The sequence below is a fragment of the Neisseria benedictiae genome, assembly GCF_958267435.1.
GTDB lineage: Bacteria > Pseudomonadota > Gammaproteobacteria > Burkholderiales > Neisseriaceae > Neisseria > Neisseria bergeri.
This window is the reverse complement of record NZ_CATQFV010000059.1, coordinates 81232-101255: the sequence shown is the minus strand read 5'-3', so window position 1 is coordinate 101255 and position 20024 is coordinate 81232. Positions and strand designations below refer to the sequence as shown.

At 51.0% G+C, this 20024-nt stretch carries 19 protein-coding genes; 14 read left to right on the top strand and 5 right to left on the bottom strand.

The window, feature by feature from the left end; translation table 11 throughout:
• The 4 genes from Q3O12_RS07740 to Q3O12_RS07725 all read left to right on the top strand — a co-directional run.
• Nucleotides 1–333: polymorphic toxin-type HINT domain-containing protein (locus tag Q3O12_RS07740; RefSeq protein ID WP_301669952.1), on the top strand; the 333-nt coding region annotated here is incomplete at its 5' end.
• Nucleotides 334–339: 6 nt separating this feature from the next.
• A complete protein-coding gene (locus Q3O12_RS07735; RefSeq protein ID WP_301669951.1) occupies nucleotides 340–609 on the top strand; it encodes a hypothetical protein in 270 nt (89 codons plus the stop codon).
• A gap of 120 nt (nucleotides 610–729) precedes the next feature.
• On the top strand, nucleotides 730–1275 hold the full coding sequence (locus Q3O12_RS07730; RefSeq protein WP_301669950.1) for a suppressor of fused domain protein: 546 nt from the start codon (nucleotides 730–732) through the stop codon (nucleotides 1273–1275).
• A gap of 40 nt (nucleotides 1276–1315) precedes the next feature.
• Entirely contained in the window at nucleotides 1316–1864 is a 549-nt protein-coding gene (locus Q3O12_RS07725; RefSeq protein ID WP_301669949.1) for a suppressor of fused domain protein, read from the top strand.
• A 62-nt stretch (nucleotides 1865–1926) separates the two neighbouring features.
• On the opposite strand, the gene Q3O12_RS07720 is transcribed toward Q3O12_RS07725, so the two are convergent.
• The gene (locus Q3O12_RS07720) at nucleotides 1927–4140 is read right to left on the bottom strand and encodes a RelA/SpoT family protein (RefSeq protein ID WP_301669948.1); all 2214 of its coding nucleotides are present in this window, start codon (nucleotides 4138–4140) and stop codon (nucleotides 1927–1929) included.
• 142 nt (nucleotides 4141–4282) lie between these two features.
• Here Q3O12_RS07720 and Q3O12_RS07715 point away from each other — a divergent pair, with 142 nt between their 5' ends.
• The gene (locus Q3O12_RS07715; RefSeq protein ID WP_301669947.1) at nucleotides 4283–4924 is read left to right on the top strand and encodes a GrxB family glutaredoxin; all 642 of its coding nucleotides are present in this window, start codon (nucleotides 4283–4285) and stop codon (nucleotides 4922–4924) included.
• 85 nt (nucleotides 4925–5009) lie between these two features.
• Here the strand turns inward: Q3O12_RS07715 and Q3O12_RS07710 are convergent, their stop codons facing one another.
• Nucleotides 5010–5660, bottom strand: a complete 651-nt coding sequence (locus Q3O12_RS07710) for a site-2 protease family protein (RefSeq protein ID WP_301669946.1) — start codon at nucleotides 5658–5660, stop codon at nucleotides 5010–5012.
• A gap of 252 nt (nucleotides 5661–5912) precedes the next feature.
• On the opposite strand from Q3O12_RS07710, the gene Q3O12_RS07705 reads away from it, so the two are divergent.
• From Q3O12_RS07705 to Q3O12_RS07695, 3 genes are all read left to right on the top strand, one after another.
• Complete coding sequence (locus tag Q3O12_RS07705) at nucleotides 5913–6764, top strand: energy transducer TonB (RefSeq protein ID WP_301669945.1); 852 nt, start codon at nucleotides 5913–5915, stop codon at nucleotides 6762–6764.
• 65 nt (nucleotides 6765–6829) lie between these two features.
• Nucleotides 6830–7492 (top strand): TonB-system energizer ExbB, encoded by a 663-nt coding sequence (exbB, locus tag Q3O12_RS07700; RefSeq protein ID WP_118811836.1) that lies wholly within the window; start codon nucleotides 6830–6832, stop codon nucleotides 7490–7492.
• Nucleotides 7493–7494: 2 nt separating this feature from the next.
• A complete protein-coding gene (locus Q3O12_RS07695; protein WP_107860225.1) occupies nucleotides 7495–7929 on the top strand; it encodes an ExbD/TolR family protein in 435 nt (144 codons plus the stop codon).
• Nucleotides 7930–7993: 64 nt separating this feature from the next.
• Here Q3O12_RS07695 and Q3O12_RS07690 read toward each other — a convergent pair whose 3' ends face one another.
• Together Q3O12_RS07690 and Q3O12_RS07685 are read right to left on the bottom strand one after the other, a co-directional pair.
• Nucleotides 7994–8428 (bottom strand): TIGR01244 family sulfur transferase, encoded by a 435-nt coding sequence (locus Q3O12_RS07690; protein WP_301669956.1) that lies wholly within the window; start codon nucleotides 8426–8428, stop codon nucleotides 7994–7996.
• A 64-nt stretch (nucleotides 8429–8492) separates the two neighbouring features.
• A complete protein-coding gene (locus tag Q3O12_RS07685) occupies nucleotides 8493–10241 on the bottom strand; it encodes a M61 family metallopeptidase (RefSeq protein WP_301669944.1) in 1749 nt (582 codons plus the stop codon).
• A gap of 326 nt (nucleotides 10242–10567) precedes the next feature.
• Between Q3O12_RS07685 and ccoN the strand changes: the two genes are divergently transcribed.
• The 6 genes from ccoN (at nucleotide 10568) to recC (ending at nucleotide 19230) form a co-directional block, all read left to right on the top strand.
• Complete coding sequence (ccoN, locus tag Q3O12_RS07680) at nucleotides 10568–12001, top strand: cytochrome-c oxidase, cbb3-type subunit I (RefSeq protein ID WP_025457570.1); 1434 nt, start codon at nucleotides 10568–10570, stop codon at nucleotides 11999–12001.
• A 26-nt stretch (nucleotides 12002–12027) separates the two neighbouring features.
• The gene (gene ccoO, locus Q3O12_RS07675) at nucleotides 12028–12639 is read left to right on the top strand and encodes a cytochrome-c oxidase, cbb3-type subunit II (RefSeq protein ID WP_301669943.1); all 612 of its coding nucleotides are present in this window, start codon (nucleotides 12028–12030) and stop codon (nucleotides 12637–12639) included.
• A gap of 4 nt (nucleotides 12640–12643) precedes the next feature.
• A complete protein-coding gene (locus Q3O12_RS07670) occupies nucleotides 12644–12814 on the top strand; it encodes a CcoQ/FixQ family Cbb3-type cytochrome c oxidase assembly chaperone (protein WP_003752303.1) in 171 nt (56 codons plus the stop codon).
• Nucleotides 12815–12837: 23 nt separating this feature from the next.
• Nucleotides 12838–14169, top strand: a complete 1332-nt coding sequence (gene ccoP, locus Q3O12_RS07665) for a cytochrome-c oxidase, cbb3-type subunit III (RefSeq protein ID WP_301669942.1) — start codon at nucleotides 12838–12840, stop codon at nucleotides 14167–14169.
• 344 nt (nucleotides 14170–14513) lie between these two features.
• The gene (locus tag Q3O12_RS07660; protein WP_301669941.1) at nucleotides 14514–15923 is read left to right on the top strand and encodes a PepSY-associated TM helix domain-containing protein; all 1410 of its coding nucleotides are present in this window, start codon (nucleotides 14514–14516) and stop codon (nucleotides 15921–15923) included.
• Nucleotides 15924–16023: 100 nt separating this feature from the next.
• Nucleotides 16024–19230 carry an exodeoxyribonuclease V subunit gamma gene (recC, locus tag Q3O12_RS07655; RefSeq protein WP_301669940.1) on the top strand — a complete coding sequence of 1069 codons (3207 nt, stop codon included), beginning with the start codon at nucleotides 16024–16026 and terminating at the stop codon, nucleotides 19228–19230.
• 82 nt (nucleotides 19231–19312) lie between these two features.
• On the opposite strand, the gene mtrR is transcribed toward recC, so the two are convergent.
• Complete coding sequence (gene mtrR / locus Q3O12_RS07650; RefSeq protein ID WP_107863027.1) at nucleotides 19313–19945, bottom strand: multidrug efflux system transcriptional repressor MtrR; 633 nt, start codon at nucleotides 19943–19945, stop codon at nucleotides 19313–19315.
• Between the last annotated feature and the right edge of the window lie 79 nt (nucleotides 19946–20024).

Below are 20024 nucleotides of genomic sequence, written 5' to 3'. Positions count from 1 at the left end.
ACCGTTGCCGATTGGCATACTTACTTCGTCAAGGGCAGTCAGGCGGAAACGGAAGGGGTTTGGGTTCATAATTCTTGTCCGCCCAAAAGAGCTCCCGAATACCATGCAGGAACTGTATCTGAATCTAATTTTTTAAATGCAGCTGAGAAATGGCTAGGGGAAAACTATAAGTCATATCCAAATGGTCGATATGTATCACAAGATGGAATGCGACAGGTACGATATGGTCATCATGAAACAAATTCATCTACGCATCATGGTCATTTTGAATCATATGACAAACCCAATGGACGTGTAATAGAAAATAGTGTAGTAACAATTATTCAGGATTAGAAAATTATGAGTGTAAAAGAATTATTCAAAGTTATCTTAGATAAAAATAAAGATTTTCCTATTAGAACGATTCATCGCACTCCAATGGGGATACTTCCCAAACCTGTTGCTTTAAGTATTGGTCAATATGAAGATGACCAAGGATTTTATTTATTTTATTTGGATGAGACCGGTCAGGAACAAACGGATACTTATCATGACACATTAGATTCGGCATTTGAACAGGCGGAGTTTGAATTTGGAATCAGCAAAGAAGAATGGATGCAAAGTCCTTAGACGGCAAAATCAAGATGCCGCTTTATTTTTCAGACGGCATTTCCGTCAATAAAAAAGTCGGTATTGGAGTCCAAACCAGCCTATGCCTTGCCGGAATAGGGATGAAAGGTTTAAGAAAAAATGATTACAGTCGAACATTTAGAGCATTATTTGGGTGAAATCGAAAGCGGTATAAAATGCTTGGATCGACGTTATCATCTCAGCGTTTCCGTCTTCCCATCACAACCATATAAAGGGGTAACTACTTTTTCTACTTTAGGCTTGAATCGATATGACTTGAACTATAAGAGTAGGTTTGAATTAATTTTTACCTGTTCTGAAGAATGGAATAAAGAAAATATTGCAGCTTTTCTATCAGGAGTGGCTGAATATTTGATTGACAATAGACAACCTATTTTAAGAGGTGAAATTATTCAATTACCCAGAGTAATTATCGAAGGTAGCAAAATGGATGCACTGTATGTTTCCGCCCCATTTTATTTCGACAATGATTTTCAGGTCTGTTATGGCGAACACTACAATATCGTTTTCCCTTTGCTTGTCCCGTTGTATAAACAGGAAGCAGAATTGGTGGAAAAAAAGGGTTGGAATGCTTTTGAGCAGTTCTTGTTGGATAATGAAGTTGGCAACCTTTCGGATATGAATCGGAAACCGTTTGTTTGGTAAATACCTTCTTCAGACGACCTTTGAAAACAGGCTAAAAAGCATGGACTATAACCAAACTGTTTTATCTCACTTGCAAAAATTTTGGAAACATCATGATATTAAAGGATTTACTTGGACTTTAGGAAGGATTGTTGAAGAACTTCCCGATTTCCAAGTTTTCCAAGTGATTCCTAATCATGCAGATGAGCCCTGGGTTTATGTCAGCTCTGGGATAGGTTCATTTTTAGGACGGGAGTTTTTTATCGTCAGCCCATTTGAAACACCTGAACATATTGAGACCTTGGCAATGCTGGCATCGGCAAGTATGCATTATCCTGATCAATTCCAATTAGGAAAAACGGTCAATATCGGCAGACCGTGGGTTGAGCAATCATCCTTCTGGCATTTTCTGATTTCTCTGCCTTATCCTTATGGGCAAGAGTTGGAATATATGGATAATGTCCGATTTTTCTGGTTATTGCCGATTACTCATCAAGAGAGGCTTTTTCTAGATACTCATTCGGTAGAAGAATTGGAAACGAAATTCGATGAAGCGGGTATTGATTATTTAGATATAAATCGTGTGAGTACTGTCTGGCAGGCCGGATAAAAAACCGGCAATCAAAATGCCGTCTGAAACAGGTTTGGGCTTTTCAGACGGCATTTTTGTATTTAAAGCCGGGTAACGCTCAATACGCCTTTGACATCGCCGAGGCCGGCGAGGACGCGGGGGAGGTCGTTGACTTGTTTGACTTCGAGCGTGAACCTCATGCTGGCTTCCAAGTCGCGGGACTGGGTTTGCACGGCAGTAACGTTGAGTTTGTGGCGGGCGAGTGCGTCGGATACGTCGCGTAAAAGCCCTGAGCGGTCTTGGGCGCGGATTTCGATATCGACGGCGAATACTTGTCCTTCCTGCAACGCCGCCCAGCTTGCGTCCAACACTTTTTCAGGCGCGTGTTCGGCGAGGTGTCGGAAAGAGGGGCAGGTTTTGCGGTGCACTGAAATGCCGCGCTCGCGGGTAACGAAGCCGACAATATCATCAGGCGGCGCGGGTTTGCAGCATTTGGCAAGCGTGGTCATCAAGCCGTCTTCACCGTCGATGAGAACGCCGGTTTTGCCGCCTTTTTTGATTTTGGACTGTTTGACGATGGTGGTTGCGCTGACGGGTATGGGCGGCGGTTCGTTCAGCGTGCCGCAGGCTTTTTGGATGGCGCGGTTGGAAATTTCGCCCTGTCCGACGGCGGTGTAGAGGTCTTCGGGCTTTTTGTAGCCGAGGTTTTCGGCAAGCTCTTGCAGGTTGGGCTTGGGCGTGAGTTTGGCAAGCTGTTTGTCGAGTTGGACGCGGCCTTCTTCGCGCACGGTGTCGGCGTTTTGCTGGCGGATGTAGGCGCGGATTTTGCCGATGGCCTTGCCGGATTTGACCCAGCCTTCGTAAAGCCAGTTAACGGAAGGATGCCCTTCTTTGGCGGTAATGATTTCGACGCGCTGTCCGTTTTCAAGCTGGGTGGACAGCGGCACAATCTGCCCTTCGACTTTCGCCCCCCGGCAACGGTCGCCGATGCTGCTGTGTAAGGCGTAGGCGAAGTCGATGGGGGTCGCGCCTGTGGGCAGGGAAAGGACTTTGCCGTGCGGGGTCAAAACGTAAATCGTGTCGTTGAACAGCTCGGTTTTGAAGGCGGCGGCGAGGTCTTCCTTGCCGCTTTCCGCCATGTTTTCGCGCCAGTCCAAGAGTTGGCGCAACCAGGCGATTTTCTGTTCGTAGGCTGAATCGCCTTTGCCGCCCTCTTTGTAACGCCAGTGGGCGGCGACACCGAATTCGTTGAATTGGTGCATATCGAAGGTGCGGATTTGCACTTCCACGCCTTTGTCTTCGGGGCCGACAATGACGGTGTGCAAACTTTTATAGCCGTTGCCTTTCGGGTTGGCGATGTAGTCGTCGAACTCGCCGGGGATGGGCTGCCAGAGGCTGTGGACAATGCCCAGCGTGGTGTAACACTCGGGGACGGTATCGACCAGAATCCGCACGGCGCGGATGTCGAACAAGCCGTCGAAAGTGAGCTTTTTCTTCACCATTTTTTTGTAAATGGAGTAGATGTGTTTCGGACGGCCGGCGACTTCGAAGTGGATATTGTATTTTTTGAGTTCCGTACGCAGGATATTGAGGAAGTTTTCGATGTATTCGAGGCGTTCGGTGCGTTTTTCGTCCAAAAGCAGGGCAATTTCGCGGTATTTTTCGGGTTCTTGATGGCGGAAGCCCAAATCTTCGAGCTGCCATTTGAGCTGCCACACGCCCAAACGGTTGGCGAGCGGGGCGAAGATGTCGAGGGTTTCTTTGGCGACGGCGCGTTTTTCGGGGCTGTCGGGGGCGTTGCTTAAAAATTGCAGGGTGCGCGTACGCATCGCCAGTTTGATTAACACGACGCGGATGTCGGTAACCATCGCCAGCAGCATTTTCCGCATGGTTTCCGCTTGCTGGGCGCGTTCTTCCGGCGTGGCGAGGCTGTCCACCCGGGCGAAGTGGGTGAGTTTCTGCACTTCGTCCACACCTTTGACCAGCTCGGCGACGGTGCTGTTGCAGCGTTCGGAAACCAATAGATTCCAATCGGGGACGTAGCGTCCGATGTCGGCAAGCAGGGTGGCGGCGACGGCATCGGGCAGCAGGTCGAGTTCGTCGACCATTTGTGCCGCGCCGAGGAAGTGGTCGGACAACGGCTCGCCATACGGCGTGACGGCATCGGCGGGGTAATGTTCCTGCGCCAGTGAACGGGCGGCTAAGACAAGTTTTTTATCGTTGTCCGGCAGCGCGGCGCAGTAGCTGTCGAACCATTCGCGCAATTCTTGCGGGGTCGCGCTTTGCGTGTCTTGAATCGGGCTGATGGCGGTCATGATGGGGTCTTCCGTTCCGATAAAAACGAGTTTATTGTAACAGCTTATTTATTTACGGTGCATAGGCGGGAAGATAAACTTGTTTCGGGCGGCGCGGGGTGTTAAGGTAGCCGGTACCGACAGGTTGACGAGGAATATTTTGATGAAACTGTATATTTACGACCATTGCCCGTTTTGCGTGCGTGCGCGGATGGCTGCCGGTCTGTTTGGTGCTGACGTTGAAGAAGCCGTGCTGGCAAACGACGACGAGGCAACGCCGATTGGCATGATTGGCGCGAAACAAGTGCCCATCCTGCAAAAAGAGGACGGTTCGTTTATGGGCGAGAGTTTGGACATTGTGCGGCATTTCGACCGCGAAGGCCGTCTGAAAGACGAAGTCCGCCCCGAAATACAGGTTTGGATGGACAAAGTCGGCAGTTACAACAACAAGTTGGTTCAGCCGCGTACTGTTAAAATCGGTCTGCCCGAATTTGCAACGCCGGAAGCGGTGAAATATTTCACAGACAAAAAAGAGAAAAGCATCGGCAGCTTTTCCGCCAATTTGAATAAAACCGCCCGATACCTCGAACGGATAAACGCAGATTTGCAAGAGTTGGAGAATTTGATGGACGGTACTTCAGACGGCATCAACGGCGGAATCGGCATGGAGGATATTTTGGTTTTCCCCGTTTTAAGGAATCTGACCGTGGTGCGCGGAATCGAATGGCCTCAAAAGGTGATGGGTTATCTGATGACGATGAGTGAAAAATCAGGCGTGCCGCTTTATTTTGACAGGGCATTGTAAAACAGGAAAACGCAGCAGGCAGGGAAGCCTTGCTGCGTTTTCCTGTGGTTGGCAAATACGGCGGTAGTGCCCGAAAACCGCCAATTCAAATAAACCATCCGATGAGGGATTGAACCAGTATCATAACCAGCTGTACGACAGGGGTGACAAACATACCCAAACCCCCGGTCAGCAGAAGCAGCAGGATAATCCACGTCCCATAGGGTTCGATTTTGCGGAATAAGACAGAATATTTCGCCGGCAGGAAGGTGTCGATGAAAATGCCGCCGTCACCAGGCAGGATGGGAATGATGCTGATTGCAAACAGAATGGCGTTAATCAGGATGCCGTAATTTGCCATTTTTGCCAGCGGCATTTGGTATGCGTCGTCGATGAATGGGGCCAATACCCAAATCAGCCCCCACAAAAAGGCCATCGCCAGATTTGCCAGCGGACCGGATGCGGCAACATAACGCCAGGCAAGGCGCGGGTTGCGGAAGTTGCGCGAATCGATAGGGATAGGACGTGCCCAACCAAATAGAAACGGTGTGAACATCAAAGTAAATAGCGGCATGATGATTGTGCCGACCGGATCGATATGGGGCAGAGGGTTCAGCGTCAGCCTGCCGTATTGTTCGGCAGTGTTGTCTCCCCAGTAGCGCGCCGTATAGCCGCGTACCACCTCCCTGACGGTAATGGCAAGCAGTACGGGCAGGACGGCAAGCAAGAATACGCCCAAGTCAAAATTCCGAAACATGATTTTCCTTTAAAACAGGTGGTACGCAGCCGTAACCGGCTGCCGGATGAAAGCGGCAATATATCATTTAACCCGATTTTGTTGGAATGGGAAAACAGGTAGATCCGCTCCGTTTGTCTGCCGGCATCTGATAATTTGTCATAACATATTGTTTTAATATGGATTTTAATAATATGAAAACAGTATTCAGATAAAGGTAAATAATAAAAATAGGTTGCAAATAGGAATTGTTGCTATTATTATGCCCGAATTATGGATAAAGAACGAATTTTAACCCCCGCAGTCGTGTTTTCCGTCGCACTGCTGCATTTGGCAATGGTGGCATTGCTCTGGCAGGCGCACAAGCTGCCCGTGATAGAGTCAGGCAATGTTATTGAATTTGTCGATTTGGGCGACTTTGGCGGAGGGGACGGCGCACCCGAAGGCGCAGGCGCGCCTGCCGCGCCCGAACCGCAACCCGAGCCTGAGCAGCCCAAACCTGTCGAGCCGCCCAAACCGGTTTTGAAGCCGGTGGTTACAAAAAAGGCGGATGCAGATATTCAGCAGCCCAAGGAAAAGCCGAAACCCGAAGAAAAACCGAAGCCCGAACCCAAACCGGAAGCGAAGCCTGCCCCGAAACCGGCGGAAAAACCGGCAGAAAAGCCGTCTGAAAAACCTGCCGAACATTCCGGCAATGCTTCTGCCAAAGCCGGCAGCGAGCAGGGCAATGGGGAAGGTAAGGGAACCGGTACCAAAGGCGACGGAACAGGGCGCGGAGAAGGCAGCGGTAAAGGCAGCGGCGGAGCCAAAGGCGAACACGGGGAAGGAAGCGGCGGCAGCGGCGGCGGAACAGGAGCCGGCAGCAGCAAAGGCAACCCTTTACGCGCCAACGGCAGCATCCCGCGCCCGGCCTATCCCGCGCTTTCTATGGAAAATGACGAGCAGGGCACGGTTGTTTTGAGCGTTTTGGTTTCTCCGGGCGGTCATGTCGAGTCCGTCAAAGTGGTGAAAAGCAGCGGTTTTTCCCGTTTGGACAATGCGGCACGCAAGGCGGCGCAAAACGGGCATTTTCAAGCCAATGCCTGGACGGAGTTTAAAGTCCCCGTCAAGTTTGAATTGAATTAGGCGGTTGCCGCAGCGGTTTGCGGCAACTTGGATGTTTGATTGGTTTTTTCAGTGTTGGAATCATTATGAATTTGAAATTAGTGTTTGAATCGGGCGATCCCGTCCTGATCGGTGTGTTTGTGTTGATGCTGCTGATGAGTATCGTAACGTGGTGTCTGGTTGTCTTGCGCTGTATCAAGCTGTATCGGGCGCGCAAAGGGAATGCCGCCGTCAAACGGCATATGCGCGATACTTTGTCGCTGAACGACGCGGTCGAAAAAGTGCGCGCCGTCGATGCGCCTTTGTCCAAACTGGCGCAAGAGGCGTTGCAGTCTTACCGCAACTACCGCCGGAGCGAAGCGTCCGAACTGGCGCAGGCTCTGCCGTTGAACGAGTATTTGGTCATTCAAATCCGCAACAGTATGGCGCAGATTATGCGCCGGTTTGATTACGGGATGACCGCGCTTGCCTCCATTGGCGCGACCGCGCCGTTTATCGGGCTGTTCGGCACGGTTTGGGGGATTTACCACGCCCTGATCAATATCGGGCAAAGCGGGCAGATGAGCATTGCGGCGGTTGCCGGCCCGATTGGCGAGGCACTGGTGGCGACGGCGGCTGGCCTGTTCGTGGCGATTCCGGCGGTGTTGGCATACAACTTCCTCAATCGCGGCACGAAAATACTGGCTCAGGATTTGGATGCGATGGCGCACGATTTGCACGTCCGCCTGCTTAATCAAAAGGATAGCTGATTATGGCATTTGGTTCGATGAATTCCGGCGACGATTCTCCGATGTCCGACATCAACGTTACGCCGCTGGTGGACGTGATGCTGGTGTTGCTGATTGTGTTTATGATTACTATGCCGGTGCTGACGCATTCCATCCCTTTGGAACTGCCGACCGCGTCCGAGCAGGCAAACAAGCAGGACAAACAGCCTAAAGACCCCCTGCGCCTGACGATTGATGCGAACGGCGGCTATTATGTCGGCGGGGATTCTGCAAGCAAAGTGGAAATCGGGGAAGTGGAAAGCCGTCTGAAAGCCGCCAAGGATCAGAATGAAAACGTGATTGTGGCAATTGCGGCAGATAAGGCGGTGGAATACGATTATGTGAACAAAGCGTTGGAGGCTGCCCGTCAGGCAGGGATTACCAAAATCGGTTTTGTAACCGAAACCAAGGCGCAATAAAGTTTGACGTTTGAACGAATGCCGTCTGAAAGCCTTTCAGACGGCATTTTTGTATCGGCCGGTTTTATGGTTTGGCGGCTGCTTCTTCCAAACGGCTGCGGAAGTTTTCCAAATTTACGCCTGCCGCTTGGGCGCGGCGGATGATTTCGTCAACCGGCATACCTTCTGCCGCCCGGCGGAAGCCCCACAGCAGGGAGCAGCGCGTACCGGTCCGGCAATAGGCAAGGACGGGATATTCGGCTTGTCCGATGAGTTGTCGGAAGGTTTCGACATCGTGTTTTTGGATGTCGCGTGCGGTAACGGGTTGGTGATGGAATCCGGTAACTCCTGCTTGTTCCAACCACTGTTTGATTTGGGCGAAGTCGGGTTGCGATTCTTCTTCGCGGTCGGGGCGGTTGCAGACGACGGTTTTGATACCCAGTTGCGCGATTTGTTCCGCATCGGCTTTGGTCAGTTGAGGAGAAATATAGAGATGTTCGTCAAGTTTCAGAATGGCCATTTTGTTTCCTTTGCTTTGCGGTTGTTTTTCAGACGGCATTTTGTGTGCAATGCCGTCTGAAAGTTTAACCGAACAACCAGTTTTCCAACAGGTTCCGGTCTGTGATATGTAGGATGGCAGTATCCGCCGCCGCTGCCTGAACCGTCAAGACGGTTTGACGCAATATGCCGGCACGGAAGAAGTGGATATTGATTTTTGCATTGACGTAGTATCGGGCCCATTGTGCGGCAAAGTCGGTGCAGGCATAACCGTCTAAAGCAATGATTTTGTCTTGCGGGCATAGTGCCGCAGATTCCGCGCTGCCGCCGTTAAAGACATGGGTCAGGACGATGTGGTCGGCGTTTTGTTTGAAACGTGCGCCGAAATCGCCTGCCGGCGGGACGGGGCAGATGTGTTCCGCATATCCGCCGCCGTGTTGTCGGGGAAGCGGCAGGAAGGTCAGTCCCACGCCTGCGGTAGACAGGCATTCGGCAAGCGGCAAATCTTCGGTGCTGTATAACGCTTTTTGGAAAAAATCTTCCAAATCCAAGCCGGTTATTTCCTGACAGCGGATTTGCCAGTGTTTTTCCGGAATGCCTGCGTGCGTATCCCTCCACTCCCGATAGAGTTTGTCCATTACCGTATCGAGAGAATGTCTGCCGTTGCTTCGGTTGCGTATTATCAGATCAAGGCACAATGCGGCAAGCGCGCCTTTCTGGTAGTAGCTGACGATGGTGTTGGGGCTGTTTTCATCCGGTTTGTAAAATTTGTTCCACGCGGTAAAACTCGATTCTGCCAAGGTCTGCCTCAAATGGCCGCGGGTTTGTTGTACGCGCGTAATACCTTGTGCCAGCAGGTTTAAATAAGATTCGGGCGAGATAGTGTGGCTGCGTGCCAAAAACAAATCGTCGTAATAGGATGTAATGCCTTCGAATGCCCATAGTTGTTCGGTATAGTTTTCTTTGTCGAGGTCATAAGGGATGAACGCGGCAGGTTTGATGGATTTGACGTTCCATGCATGGAAATATTCGTGGGAAAAAAGTCCGAGCAATGTGGTGTAGGCATCGTCGGCATCGGTCATATCGAACAGCGGAAGGCTGTGGCGGTCGGCGAGCAGGGCGGTGCTGTCGGCGTGTTCCAAACCGCCGTAAATATGGTCGCCGACGTGGAGCAGGAACAAATATTTTTGAAACGGGGCAGGGGAGGAAAACACTGCCAGTTCGGTTTCGCAGATTTTTTTGATGTCCGAAACCAGCCTGTTGCGGTCGAAATCGGGATAGATGCCGCTTAAGGCAATCGTGTGCGGAATGCCTGCCGCTTCAAAATCTAAAAATTCAATCAAGCCCATCTCGACAGGTCGGTCAATCAATTCGGCATAAGATGCCGTCTGAAAGACAAACCTCCCTGTCTCCGGCAGTGTTGTGGCAATACGCCATTCGGGTGGAATGCCTGTCAATTCCAAGCGGTGCGGCAGCGTTTCCGCTCCTTCGACTTTCAAAAACAGGCACGCTCCGTCAAAAAAACCGCGTTCTGTTGTCAGGAAAGAACCTCGAACCGACAAATCGAATGCATATACGGTGTAGCGGATTTGCCACTCGCCGCGTACGGCGGCAGCGTGCCAGCGGTTTTTTGCAATTTGTTCGAGCGGCATGGACGTGCCGTTACAGGATGCATGGATAGAAGTGATGTGGCGGGAAAAATCCCGAATCAGATAGCTGCCCGGAACCCAGTTTGGCAGGCTTATTTCTATAGGAAAATCATCATTTTGTGTGAATGTCAGTAAGATGTGCCACTCATGGTCTAGAGGGGAGGGGGCAATTTCATAATTAATCATGGCTATTAAATATATCGTTAAATATTATTGATAAAATGTCTTTAAAATGCAGCTTAATCTACATCAATAAAGTGTTATAAAAAAGGAGGCTTGAAAAACAAAGCAATGTCAAACTGGTTGCAATTTATTATAACAATATGATTTATATATAATAAGAATGAATTTAAGAAAAATTTTCCTTTATGTTGCAAATGTAATTCCGCTTGGCGTAATAAGGCAGATATGTTAAATTTAGAAAAAATTACGCTTGCCCAAGTTGTACCTTAAGAGGTCGCAAAGGTGGGCAGGATAAAAAATTTTTATTCCCATAATTCATGGAGACTCTCATGGACACACAAACTTACAACTACAAAGTGGTGCGCCAGTTCGCCATCATGACTGTAGTTTGGGGTATCGTGGGCATGTTGGTCGGCGTTATCGTCGCAGCCCAACTGTTTGCTCCCGCCCTCGATTTGTCTAATATCGGACCTTGGTTCCACTTCGGCCGCCTGCGTCCGCTGCACACTAATGCGGTTATTTTCGCATTTGGCGGCTGCGGCCTGATCGGCACATCATACTACGTTGTCCAACGTACTTGTAATACCCGTCTTTTCGGCGGCTGGCTGCCGGCATTTACCTTTTGGGGTTGGCAGGCGGTAATCGTTGCTGCTGCCGTCAGCTTCCCTATGGGTTGGACCCAAGGTAAGGAATATGCCGAACTGGAATGGCCGATCGACATTCTGATTACTTTGGTTTGGGTTGCATACGCCATCGTATTCTTCGGTACGATTGCCAAACGCAAGGTGAAACACATTTACGTTGCCAACTGGTTCTACGGCGGTTTTATTTTGGCGGTCGCACTTTTGCACATCGTCAACAATATCAGCATCCCGGCAGGGTTGATGAAGTCATACCCTGTCTATTCCGGTGCGATTGATGCTATGGTTCAATGGTGGTACGGGCATAACGCCGTGGGCTTCTTCCTGACTGCCGGCTTCTTGGGTATGATGTACTATTTTGTCCCCAAACAAGCAGGCCGCCCTGTTTACTCCTACCGCCTGTCCGTCGTTCACTTTTGGGCGTTGATTTTCACCTATATGTGGGCGGGTCCGCACCATCTTCACTACACTGCGCTGCCTGACTGGACTCAATCTTTGGGTATGGTTCTGTCTTTGATTTTGTTCGCACCCTCTTGGGGCGGTATGATTAACGGCATCATGACCTTGTCCGGCGCGTGGGACAAACTGCGTACTGACCCGATTCTGAAATTCCTGATTGTATCCCTGTCCTTCTACGGTATGTCTACCTTTGAAGGCCCGATGATGTCGATTAAAACGGTCAACGCATTGAGCCACTATACAGACTGGACCGTTGCACACGTTCACGCCGGTGCTTTGGGTTGGGTAGGCTTTGTAACCATCGGTTCCGTCTATTACATGATTCCCCGTCTGTTCGGCAAAGAACAGATGCACAGCACCAAACTGGTAGAGGCGCATTTTTGGATTGCGACCATCGGCGTGGTTCTGTATATCGCCGCGATGTGGATTGCCGGTGTGATGCAGGGTTTGATGTGGGGCTCTTTGAACGATGACGGTACGCTGACCTACTCGTTTGTCGAATCCGTAAAACGCACTATGCCTTATTACATGATCCGTTTTGCAGGTGGTTTGCTGTATCTGAGCGGTATGTGCATTATGGCGTACAACGTGTACCGCACAGCCATCAGCGGTAAGGCGGTCGATGCTGAAATCCCTGCGGTTTCCCAAACACAGCATCACTAAAATACTAAGGAAGATAGGCTACCAAAATGAAATTACAACAATTGGCCGAAGAAAAAATCGGCATCCTGATTGTGTTTACCCTGCTTGTAGTCAGTGTCGGTCTGTTGATTGAAGTTGTGCCCTTAGCCTTTACTAAGGCGGCAACGCAGCCGGCACCGGGTGTGAAACCTTACAATGCCCTGCAGGTTGCAGGACGCGATATTTATATACGCGAAGGTTGTTATAACTGCCACTCGCAAATGATTCGCCCGTTCCGTGCGGAAACCGAACGTTATGGACACTACTCTGTTGCCGGGGAATCGGTTTACGATCACCCGTTCCAATGGGGTTCCAAACGTACCGGTCCTGATTTGGCCCGTGTGGGCGGCCGTTATTCCGACGAATGGCACCGCATCCACCTGCTGAATCCGCGTGATGTCGTACCCGAATCCAATATGCCGGCATTCCCGTGGCTTGCACGCAATAAAGTCGATGTCGATGCAACCGTTGCCAACATGAAGGCTTTGCGTAAGGTAGGGACTCCTTACAGTGATGAGGAAATTGCGAAAGCGCCCGAAGCCTTGGCAAACAAATCTGAGCTGGATGCTGTAGTCGCCTATCTGCAAGGATTGGGTCTGGCTTTGAAAAACGTAAGGTAACATCATGGATATTAACGGTATTCGCGCTCTTTTCACGGTATGGATCTTTATCTGCTTCCTGTTGGTACTCTATATCGTCTTCAACAGGCGGAATAAGAAAAATTACGATGATGCCGCAAACAGCATTTTTGATGAAAACCAAGATGCGCAAGATAAGAAAAGCGAAAACCGTTAATATTGTGATAACGGAGCAAAACAATGAACACAACATCCCAATTTACCAGTAACTTCTGGAATATATATATTGCAGTTATTGTCTTACTGAGCTTTATCGCTTTGGCTTGGCTGCTGCTGTCTCAAAATGTTGTCAAACGCCCGAAGAAGGGCGAAGAAGTACAAACTACAGGCCATGAGTGGGACGGTATTGCCGAATACGACAACCCGCTGCCGCGCTGGTGGTTTTGGCTGTATGTTTTGACATGGCTGTTCGGTATCGGTTATCTGGTTATGTATCCGGGTGTCGGCGACTACAAAGGCCTGCTGAAATGGACCAGCCACAACCAATATGAAAAAGAGGTCAAAAAAGCCGATGAGCAATACGGCAAACTGTATGCCAAGTTTGCGGATATGCCGATTGAAAAAGTGGCAAAAGACCCACAGGCCAAGCAAATCGCCCAAAACCTGTTCAATACCTACTGTATCCAGTGCCACGGCTCTGATGCCAAAGGTTCTAAAGGTTTTCCGAATCTGACCGACAGCGATTGGTTGTGGGGCGGCGATCCCGATAAAATCCACGAGACCATTGAAAAAGGCCGTGTTGCGACTATGCCTGCTTGGGGTCCTGCTTTGGGTGAGGAAGGCGTAAAAGACGTTGCGCATTATGTGATGTCTCTTTCAAAACCCAAAGGCCAGTATGATGAGGAACGTGCCGCACGCGGACAAGCCTTATTCAGCGGTCCGCCTGCCAACTGTTTCACTTGCCACGGCGATAAGGGACAAGGTATCCAAGGTTTGGGTCCGAACCTGACTGATGACGTGTGGTTGTGGGGCGGTACGCAAAAATCCATTATTGAAACCATTACCAACGGCCGTAGCAGCCAAATGCCCGCGTGGGGACATTTCTTGGATAAAGACAAACTGCATATTATGACTGCTTATGTATGGGGTCTTTCCAATAAAGACGGTAAAGCTCTGGTGAAAAAAGCCGAGCCTGCACCGACTCCCGCACCGGCGGCAGAACCCGCAGCATCTGCTCCTGCAGAAGCAGCACAAGCCGCTTCTGAAGCCAAACCTGCCGCAGCAGAACCTAAAGCCGAGGAAAAAGCCGCACCTGCTGCCAAAGTGGACGGCAAACAGGTTTATGAAACCGTTTGTGCCGCCTGCCATGGCAATGCGATTCCGGGTATTCCCCACGTCGGCACCAAAGCCGATTGGGCCGACCGCATCAAAAAAGGTAAGGACACATTGCACAAACACGCAATCGAAGGTTTCAATACGATGCCCGCAAAAGGCGGTCGCGGCGATTTGAGCGATGATGAGGTCAAAGCTGCAGTTGACTATATGGTCAACCAGTCAGGCGGCAAATTCTAACCGTTGTTTTCCGACTTTGTCGGATGCAGAAATCCGGATTCATATCGAATCCGGATTTTTTATTTTGAATGGAAATCCTGTTTTTGATTTATGCCGTCTGAAAGTGGGGATTTTGATGCTTAAACGGTCAGACCGACTGATATTTTTGTATGGTTTAAAGAATGGTGCAGTTGGGTGTCGGACAGCATTGTTTGATGCTTTCAGACGGCATATAGGTTTGTTTCTTCAAAATGGAATCTTTTTTCATATGTTGCAAAAAATATTGATTTTAGTCATAAAGAATTAGTCTTTATTATTTATAATCGCGCATCATCACGATAACTCTAATTTCAAAAGGACGATTAATGGATACACAAATCAAAACTGAAGCCGGCAATCAGACCAACCGGCGTTATCTGACCGTTTGGAGATGGCATTTTTATGCCGGTTTGCTGGTTATGCCCTTCTTGACCCTGCTTGCCGTTACGGGTTTGGGTATGCTGCTGTTTGCCAATATTACCGGCAAGGAGGGCGAGCGGATTCATGTTGTGCCGCAGGCAACGGTACAACCTCTGTCTGTTCAGGCGGAAGCGGCACGCAGCGCCGTTAATCCGGACACTTCGTCCGTCGTTCAGTATATTGCACCGCGCGCCGATGATATGGTTGCCGTGTTCCGTGTCAACAATGAGGGTAAGGCAACCATGGTTGCGGTCGATCCTTATACGGCAAAAGTGGTCAGCACCATGCCGCGCAATCAGGGTTGGTATCACACGATGGATGAAATCCACGGCGATATGATGCTTGGTGCGGCAGGCGATTATCTTTTGGAAACGGCTGCATCGCTGACGATTATTATGATAATCAGCGGCTTGTACCTTTGGTGGGCGAAACGGCGCGGCATCAAGGCGATGCTGCTGCCGCCAAAAGGCAGGGCACGTTCTTGGTGGCGGAATCTGCATGGTTCGTTTGGAACTTGGGTGTCGCTGATTTTACTGTTGTTCTGTCTGTCCGGAATTGCTTGGGCAGGTATTTGGGGCGGCAAGTTCGTGCAGGCTTGGAGTCAGTTCCCGGCCGGCAAATGGGGTGTCGAACCGAACCCTGTTTCAGTCGTGCCGACCCACGGCGAGGTATTGAATGACGGCAAGGTTAAGGAAGTGCCGTGGATTTTGGAGCTTACGCCTATGCCTGTTTCAGGGACGACTGTGGGTAAAGACGGCATTAACCCCGACGAGCCGATGACATTGGAAACCGTTGACCGTTTCGCGCGGGAAATCGGTTTCAAAGGGCGTTATCAGCTGAATTTGCCCAAAGGCGAGGACGGCGTATGGACTTTGTCGCAAGACTCTATGAGTTACGATATGATTAGTCCGTTTGCCGACCGCACAGTGCATATCGACCAGTACAGCGGAAAAATCCTTGCCGATATCCGTTTTGCCGATTACAACCCGTTCGGCAAATTTATGGCGGCAAGCATTGCGCTGCATATGGGTACTCTGGGCTGGTGGAGCGTACTGGCGAACGTCGTGTTCTGCCTTGCCGTGATTTTTATCGGCATCAGCGGCTGCGTGATGTGGTGGAAACGCCGTCCGTCCGGCGCGGCGGGCATGGTTCCTCCGGCGCAGAAAATCAAGCTGCCGGTTTGGTGGATGATGGCATTGCCGCTATTGGCAATAGCATTGATCTTCCCGACCGCGCTGCTTGCCATTGCCGTGATTTGGCTGTTGGATACCTTGCTGCTGTCGCGGATTCCTGTTTTGAGGAAATGGTTTAAATGACCAAATGCCGTCTGAAGCGTTCAGACGGCATTTTGTTTGAAGTCGGGCGGGGGAAAGGCTATATAATCCCGAATACTTTTCCGCAACTTTTGTCGAAATCATGTTTTATCTGTATCAATCCAACCGTCTTGAAACGCTGGCGGCATTGTTTGCCCGCATTCAAAAAGTCAAACCGCTGAAATCGGCTTTACAGCCCGAACAGATTGTTGTGCAGAGTCAGGGGATGCGCCGCTACCTCGACACCTGCCTCGCCCGCGATTTGGGCGTGGCGGCGAATTTGTCGTTCAGCCTGCCCGCCGGTCTGACGTGGAAGCTGATGAAAAAACTGATTCACGGCATTCCGGAACTCAGCCCGTTTGCGCCCGAAGTGATGCGCTGGCGGCTGCTGGATTTGTTCCGCAGCGCAGAGTTTCAAAACGGAGCGGAATTTGAAGACCTAAGGCGTGTGCTGCAAAACTATTTGGGCAGCGGAGAATCGGCGGATTACCAGCTTGCGGGACAGCTTGCGGACATATTCGACCAATACCTCGTCTATCGTCCGCAGTGGATAGACGCTTGGCAGCAGGGCAGGATACTCGGTTTGGGCGACGATGAAATCTGGCAGTCCAAACTGTGGCGTTACCTCGACGACGGCAGGCAGAGCGCGCCGCACCGTGTCGCGTTGTGGGAAAAACTGCTTGCCGCGTTGGACAAGGATAAGCTGCCCGAGCGTTATTTCGTGTTCGGCATTTCCACGATGGCGCCGATGTATCTTCAGCTTTTGCACAAGCTGTCCGAACATTGCGATGTGTTCGTGTTCGCACTCAATCCGAGTGGGATGTATTGGGGCAATGTCATCGAAGCGGCGCAAATCCTTAAAGGCGGCGGCGATCCCGATTTGACTCAGGCGGGGCATCCGCTGCTCGCCTCATTGGGCAAGCAGGGGCGCGACTTTTTCGACTTTTTGAACGAAATGGAAATAGAAGGGGAAACGCCGGTATTTGAAGAAGGCGGGCGCGATACGCTTTTGCACGCCCTGCAAACCGATATTCAAAACCTGAAAATGCCGTCTGAAACGGCGGGAAGCGTCAACACGGACGACGGCTCGATACGCATCGTATCGGCACACAGCCCTTTGCGCGAATTGCAGATACTCAAAGACAAACTGTTGAAAATTCTGCATGAACATCCCGATTGGCAGCCGCACGACATCGCCGTATTAACCCCGAACATCGAACCCTATACGCCTTTTATCGAAGCCGTGTTCGGACAGGCGCAGCCCGGCGCGCAGGCATTGCCGTATTCCGTGTCGGACGTGAAAATCAGCCGCCGCCAACCGTTTTTTTATGCATTGGAATGCCTGTCCGACTTGTTGGAAAGCCGATTTGAAGTCGATAAAGTGCTCGCGCTTTTGGAAACCGCGCCCGTATTGCGCCGTTTCGGACTGACTGAGGACGATTTGCCGCTTTTGCACGATATGGTTGCCGATTTGAACGTTCACTGGGGTTTGGACGGAGAAATGCGCGGCGGCACGGATCGGCTGTTTACCTGGAAGCAGGCGGTGGAACGCATGATATTGGGCTGGATGCTGCCCGAAGGTGGCAATCCGATGTGGCAGGATGTCAGCGCGTGGTATGCCGACGTGAACCAAACCGACCTGTTCGGACGTTTTGCCGCCTTTATCGAGACCCTGTCGGATATTGCCCGGATATGGCGGCAGCCCGCGACGGTCGGCGAATGGGTGGCGCGTTGCCGGGATTTGCTTGAAACATTGTTCCAAGTCGAAGGCGATGACCAAAAGGCAGTCCAAAGCCTTGAAAACGAATGGGTCAAATGGCAGGCGGAAACCGAATTGGCGCAATTTTCCGGACAGTTGCCGCCGCACACCGTCATCCGCCACATCCGCCGCTTCCTCGACAGCGAAAGCGAGGCAGGCTTTTTACGCGGCGGCATCACCTTTTGCAGTATGGTGCCGATGCGGAGCCTGCCCTTTAAAGTCATCTGCCTGCTGGGTTTGAACGACGGAGATTTTCCCCGCAATACCAAAGCCGCCGTATTCGACCTGATTGCCAAACATCCCGCCAAAGGCGACCGCGCCCGCCGCGACGACGACCGCTACCTCTTCCTCGAAGCCCTCATCAGCGCGCGCGAAATCCTCTACCTGTCCTACATCGGGCGCGACATCCGCAAAGACGAAGAGCTTGCCCCGTCTTCCCTGTTGGGCGAACTCATCGACACAGTTGCCGCCATGACCGGCACAAACAGCCGCCAACTTGCACAAAATTGGATAGAACAGCATCCGCTGCAAGCCTTCTCACGCCGATATTTCCAAGAAGGCGGACGTTCGGACGGCATATTCGGCACGCGTACCGACTACGCCGCCGCGCTCGGACAAACGCCCGAACCGCCACAACCCTTTTTCGACCAATCCGTAGAAAACGCCGAACCCGTTGCCGAAATCGGACAGGACGAATTTATCCGCTTCTGGCGCAACCCCGTCAAAGCATGGCTTCAGCAGCAGCTTGCGTGGAGCGAACCCCATATCGGCGAAGCGTGGGAGCCTGCCGAACCCTTCGAGCCGCAACACGCGGAGCAAATCGCCGAAGCCTACATCGAAGCGCGCCGCGAAGGACAAGATTTTTCCCAAACCGCCGCCCGTATTGCGGCGGAAAGCCTGCTGCCGTCGGGAGAATTGGGCAGACTTTGGCAGCAGTCTTTCCAACTTGCCGCCAAACAAATCGACACGGCGGTTTTAAACAGCCCCAAACTGCCCCCGTTTCCATACGCCATACCGTCGGAAGGGCAAATCCTGACCGGTAGTTTGAGCAATTTATACCAATGCGGACAAGTGTTTTACGCCTACGGCAAACCCAATGCGCCGCAACGTGTGGCTTTTTTGTTGGAACACCTGATATTTTGCGCCGTTATGCCGTCTGAAACCGAAATGCGGCAAACCTTTATCGTCCAATCCGGAGAAACCGAAATATTGGCGGAAATCGCGCAAGACAGGGCATTGCAGCTATTGTCGGAATGGATGGCATTTTTCAATATCGGGCAAAACCGCCCGCTGCCGTTTTTTGCCAAAACCTCGCTTGCCGCCGCCGAAGCATTTGCCCAAAAACAAGATTGGGAAGCTGCCCTGAAAAAAGCCCAAACCGCCTACCACGGCAACAAAGTCAGCAAAGGGCAGAAAGACTATACCGAAGTCGCCCTCGTTTTCGGCGAAGGGGAAGAACCACTCGAACAGCCCCTGTTTGAAAACCTCGTCCGCCTGCTTGCCGACACGCTTGCCGCAGCGGAAAAAAAGGAAGAGGCCGGAGCAGCATAGAAAAAGCATAACAGGATGAAAAGGCAAATGCCGTCTGAAAACAGCAAAAAGGTTTTCAGACGGCATTTTTACCAAGGCTTGATTATTTCCGGCGCAGGCAGGGATGGCTTTCCAAGTTGTCCATCATTATTCCGATGATGCGTGGGGCGGTTTTGCCCAAATCGAAATTTTCTCCGGAAGAGAGCCAACGCCAAATCAGCCCGTCCAAGGTCGACTTGATGAAGATGACCGCCGTTTCTTTGTCCAAATCGTCTGCCAAATCCTGATTTTCCACCGCTTCGGTCAAAACGGCGGTAATTTTCTCGCGCCAGATTGCCTGATGCTTGCGGGCAATGGCGATAACGGCGGCGTTTTGCTCCGTGTGTTCGCATTTTAAAAACAGGATGTTGTGGAATTTGTAGTGGATGTCGTTGCTTTGCAGCCGCTCGAAAAAGTGCAGCAGCGTGTGGCGGAATACCGTCCAAGATTCTCCTTCGGCATTTGCGGCATCTTGCGCGATGCAGTTTTCGATATCGTCGCAGATACGTTGGAACAATGCGTCGAACAAGTCTTCTTTATTTTTGAAATGCCAATAGAGCGCGCCGCGCGTTACGCCGGCGGCTTGGGCGATTTCGTTGAGCGAGGTGCGCGCAATCCCTTTGCGGTAAAAGGTTTCCAAGGCGGCAAGCATCAGGTGTTCTTTGGTTTTTAAGGCTTCGGTTTTGGTTTTTCTCATAATGGCGTTTTTGTTCCGTCGCGGTTTGACGGTTGGGATTATAAAAAAGACTTTGTATCCGTGCAATCGTGTATGTATA

Bases quoted from the DNA above. Each gene is read 5' to 3' on its own strand.
- Q3O12_RS07710 (WP_301669946.1), bottom strand. From the start codon at position 5,660: ATGTTTCGGAATTTTGACTTGGGCGTATTCTTGCTTGCCGTCCTGCCC.
- Q3O12_RS07670 (WP_003752303.1), top strand. From the start codon at position 12,644: ATGGATATTAACGGTATTCGCGCTCTTTTCACGGTATGGATCTTTATC.
- Q3O12_RS07660 (WP_301669941.1), top strand. From the start codon at position 14,514: ATGGATACACAAATCAAAACTGAAGCCGGCAATCAGACCAACCGGCGT.
- Q3O12_RS07730 (WP_301669950.1), top strand. From the start codon at position 730: ATGATTACAGTCGAACATTTAGAGCATTATTTGGGTGAAATCGAAAGC.
- ccoN (WP_025457570.1), top strand. From the start codon at position 10,568: ATGGACACACAAACTTACAACTACAAAGTGGTGCGCCAGTTCGCCATC.
- Q3O12_RS07695 (WP_107860225.1), top strand. From the start codon at position 7,495: ATGGCATTTGGTTCGATGAATTCCGGCGACGATTCTCCGATGTCCGAC.
- Q3O12_RS07685 (WP_301669944.1), bottom strand. From the start codon at position 10,241: ATGATTAATTATGAAATTGCCCCCTCCCCTCTAGACCATGAGTGGCAC.
- Q3O12_RS07735 (WP_301669951.1), top strand. From the start codon at position 340: ATGAGTGTAAAAGAATTATTCAAAGTTATCTTAGATAAAAATAAAGAT.
- ccoP (WP_301669942.1), top strand. From the start codon at position 12,838: ATGAACACAACATCCCAATTTACCAGTAACTTCTGGAATATATATATT.
- exbB (WP_118811836.1), top strand. From the start codon at position 6,830: ATGAATTTGAAATTAGTGTTTGAATCGGGCGATCCCGTCCTGATCGGT.
- Q3O12_RS07705 (WP_301669945.1), top strand. From the start codon at position 5,913: ATGGATAAAGAACGAATTTTAACCCCCGCAGTCGTGTTTTCCGTCGCA.
- Q3O12_RS07690 (WP_301669956.1), bottom strand. From the start codon at position 8,428: ATGGCCATTCTGAAACTTGACGAACATCTCTATATTTCTCCTCAACTG.
- Q3O12_RS07725 (WP_301669949.1), top strand. From the start codon at position 1,316: ATGGACTATAACCAAACTGTTTTATCTCACTTGCAAAAATTTTGGAAA.
- mtrR (WP_107863027.1), bottom strand. From the start codon at position 19,945: ATGAGAAAAACCAAAACCGAAGCCTTAAAAACCAAAGAACACCTGATG.
- Q3O12_RS07720 (WP_301669948.1), bottom strand. From the start codon at position 4,140: ATGACCGCCATCAGCCCGATTCAAGACACGCAAAGCGCGACCCCGCAA.
- recC (WP_301669940.1), top strand. From the start codon at position 16,024: ATGTTTTATCTGTATCAATCCAACCGTCTTGAAACGCTGGCGGCATTG.
- ccoO (WP_301669943.1), top strand. From the start codon at position 12,028: ATGAAATTACAACAATTGGCCGAAGAAAAAATCGGCATCCTGATTGTG.
- Q3O12_RS07715 (WP_301669947.1), top strand. From the start codon at position 4,283: ATGAAACTGTATATTTACGACCATTGCCCGTTTTGCGTGCGTGCGCGG.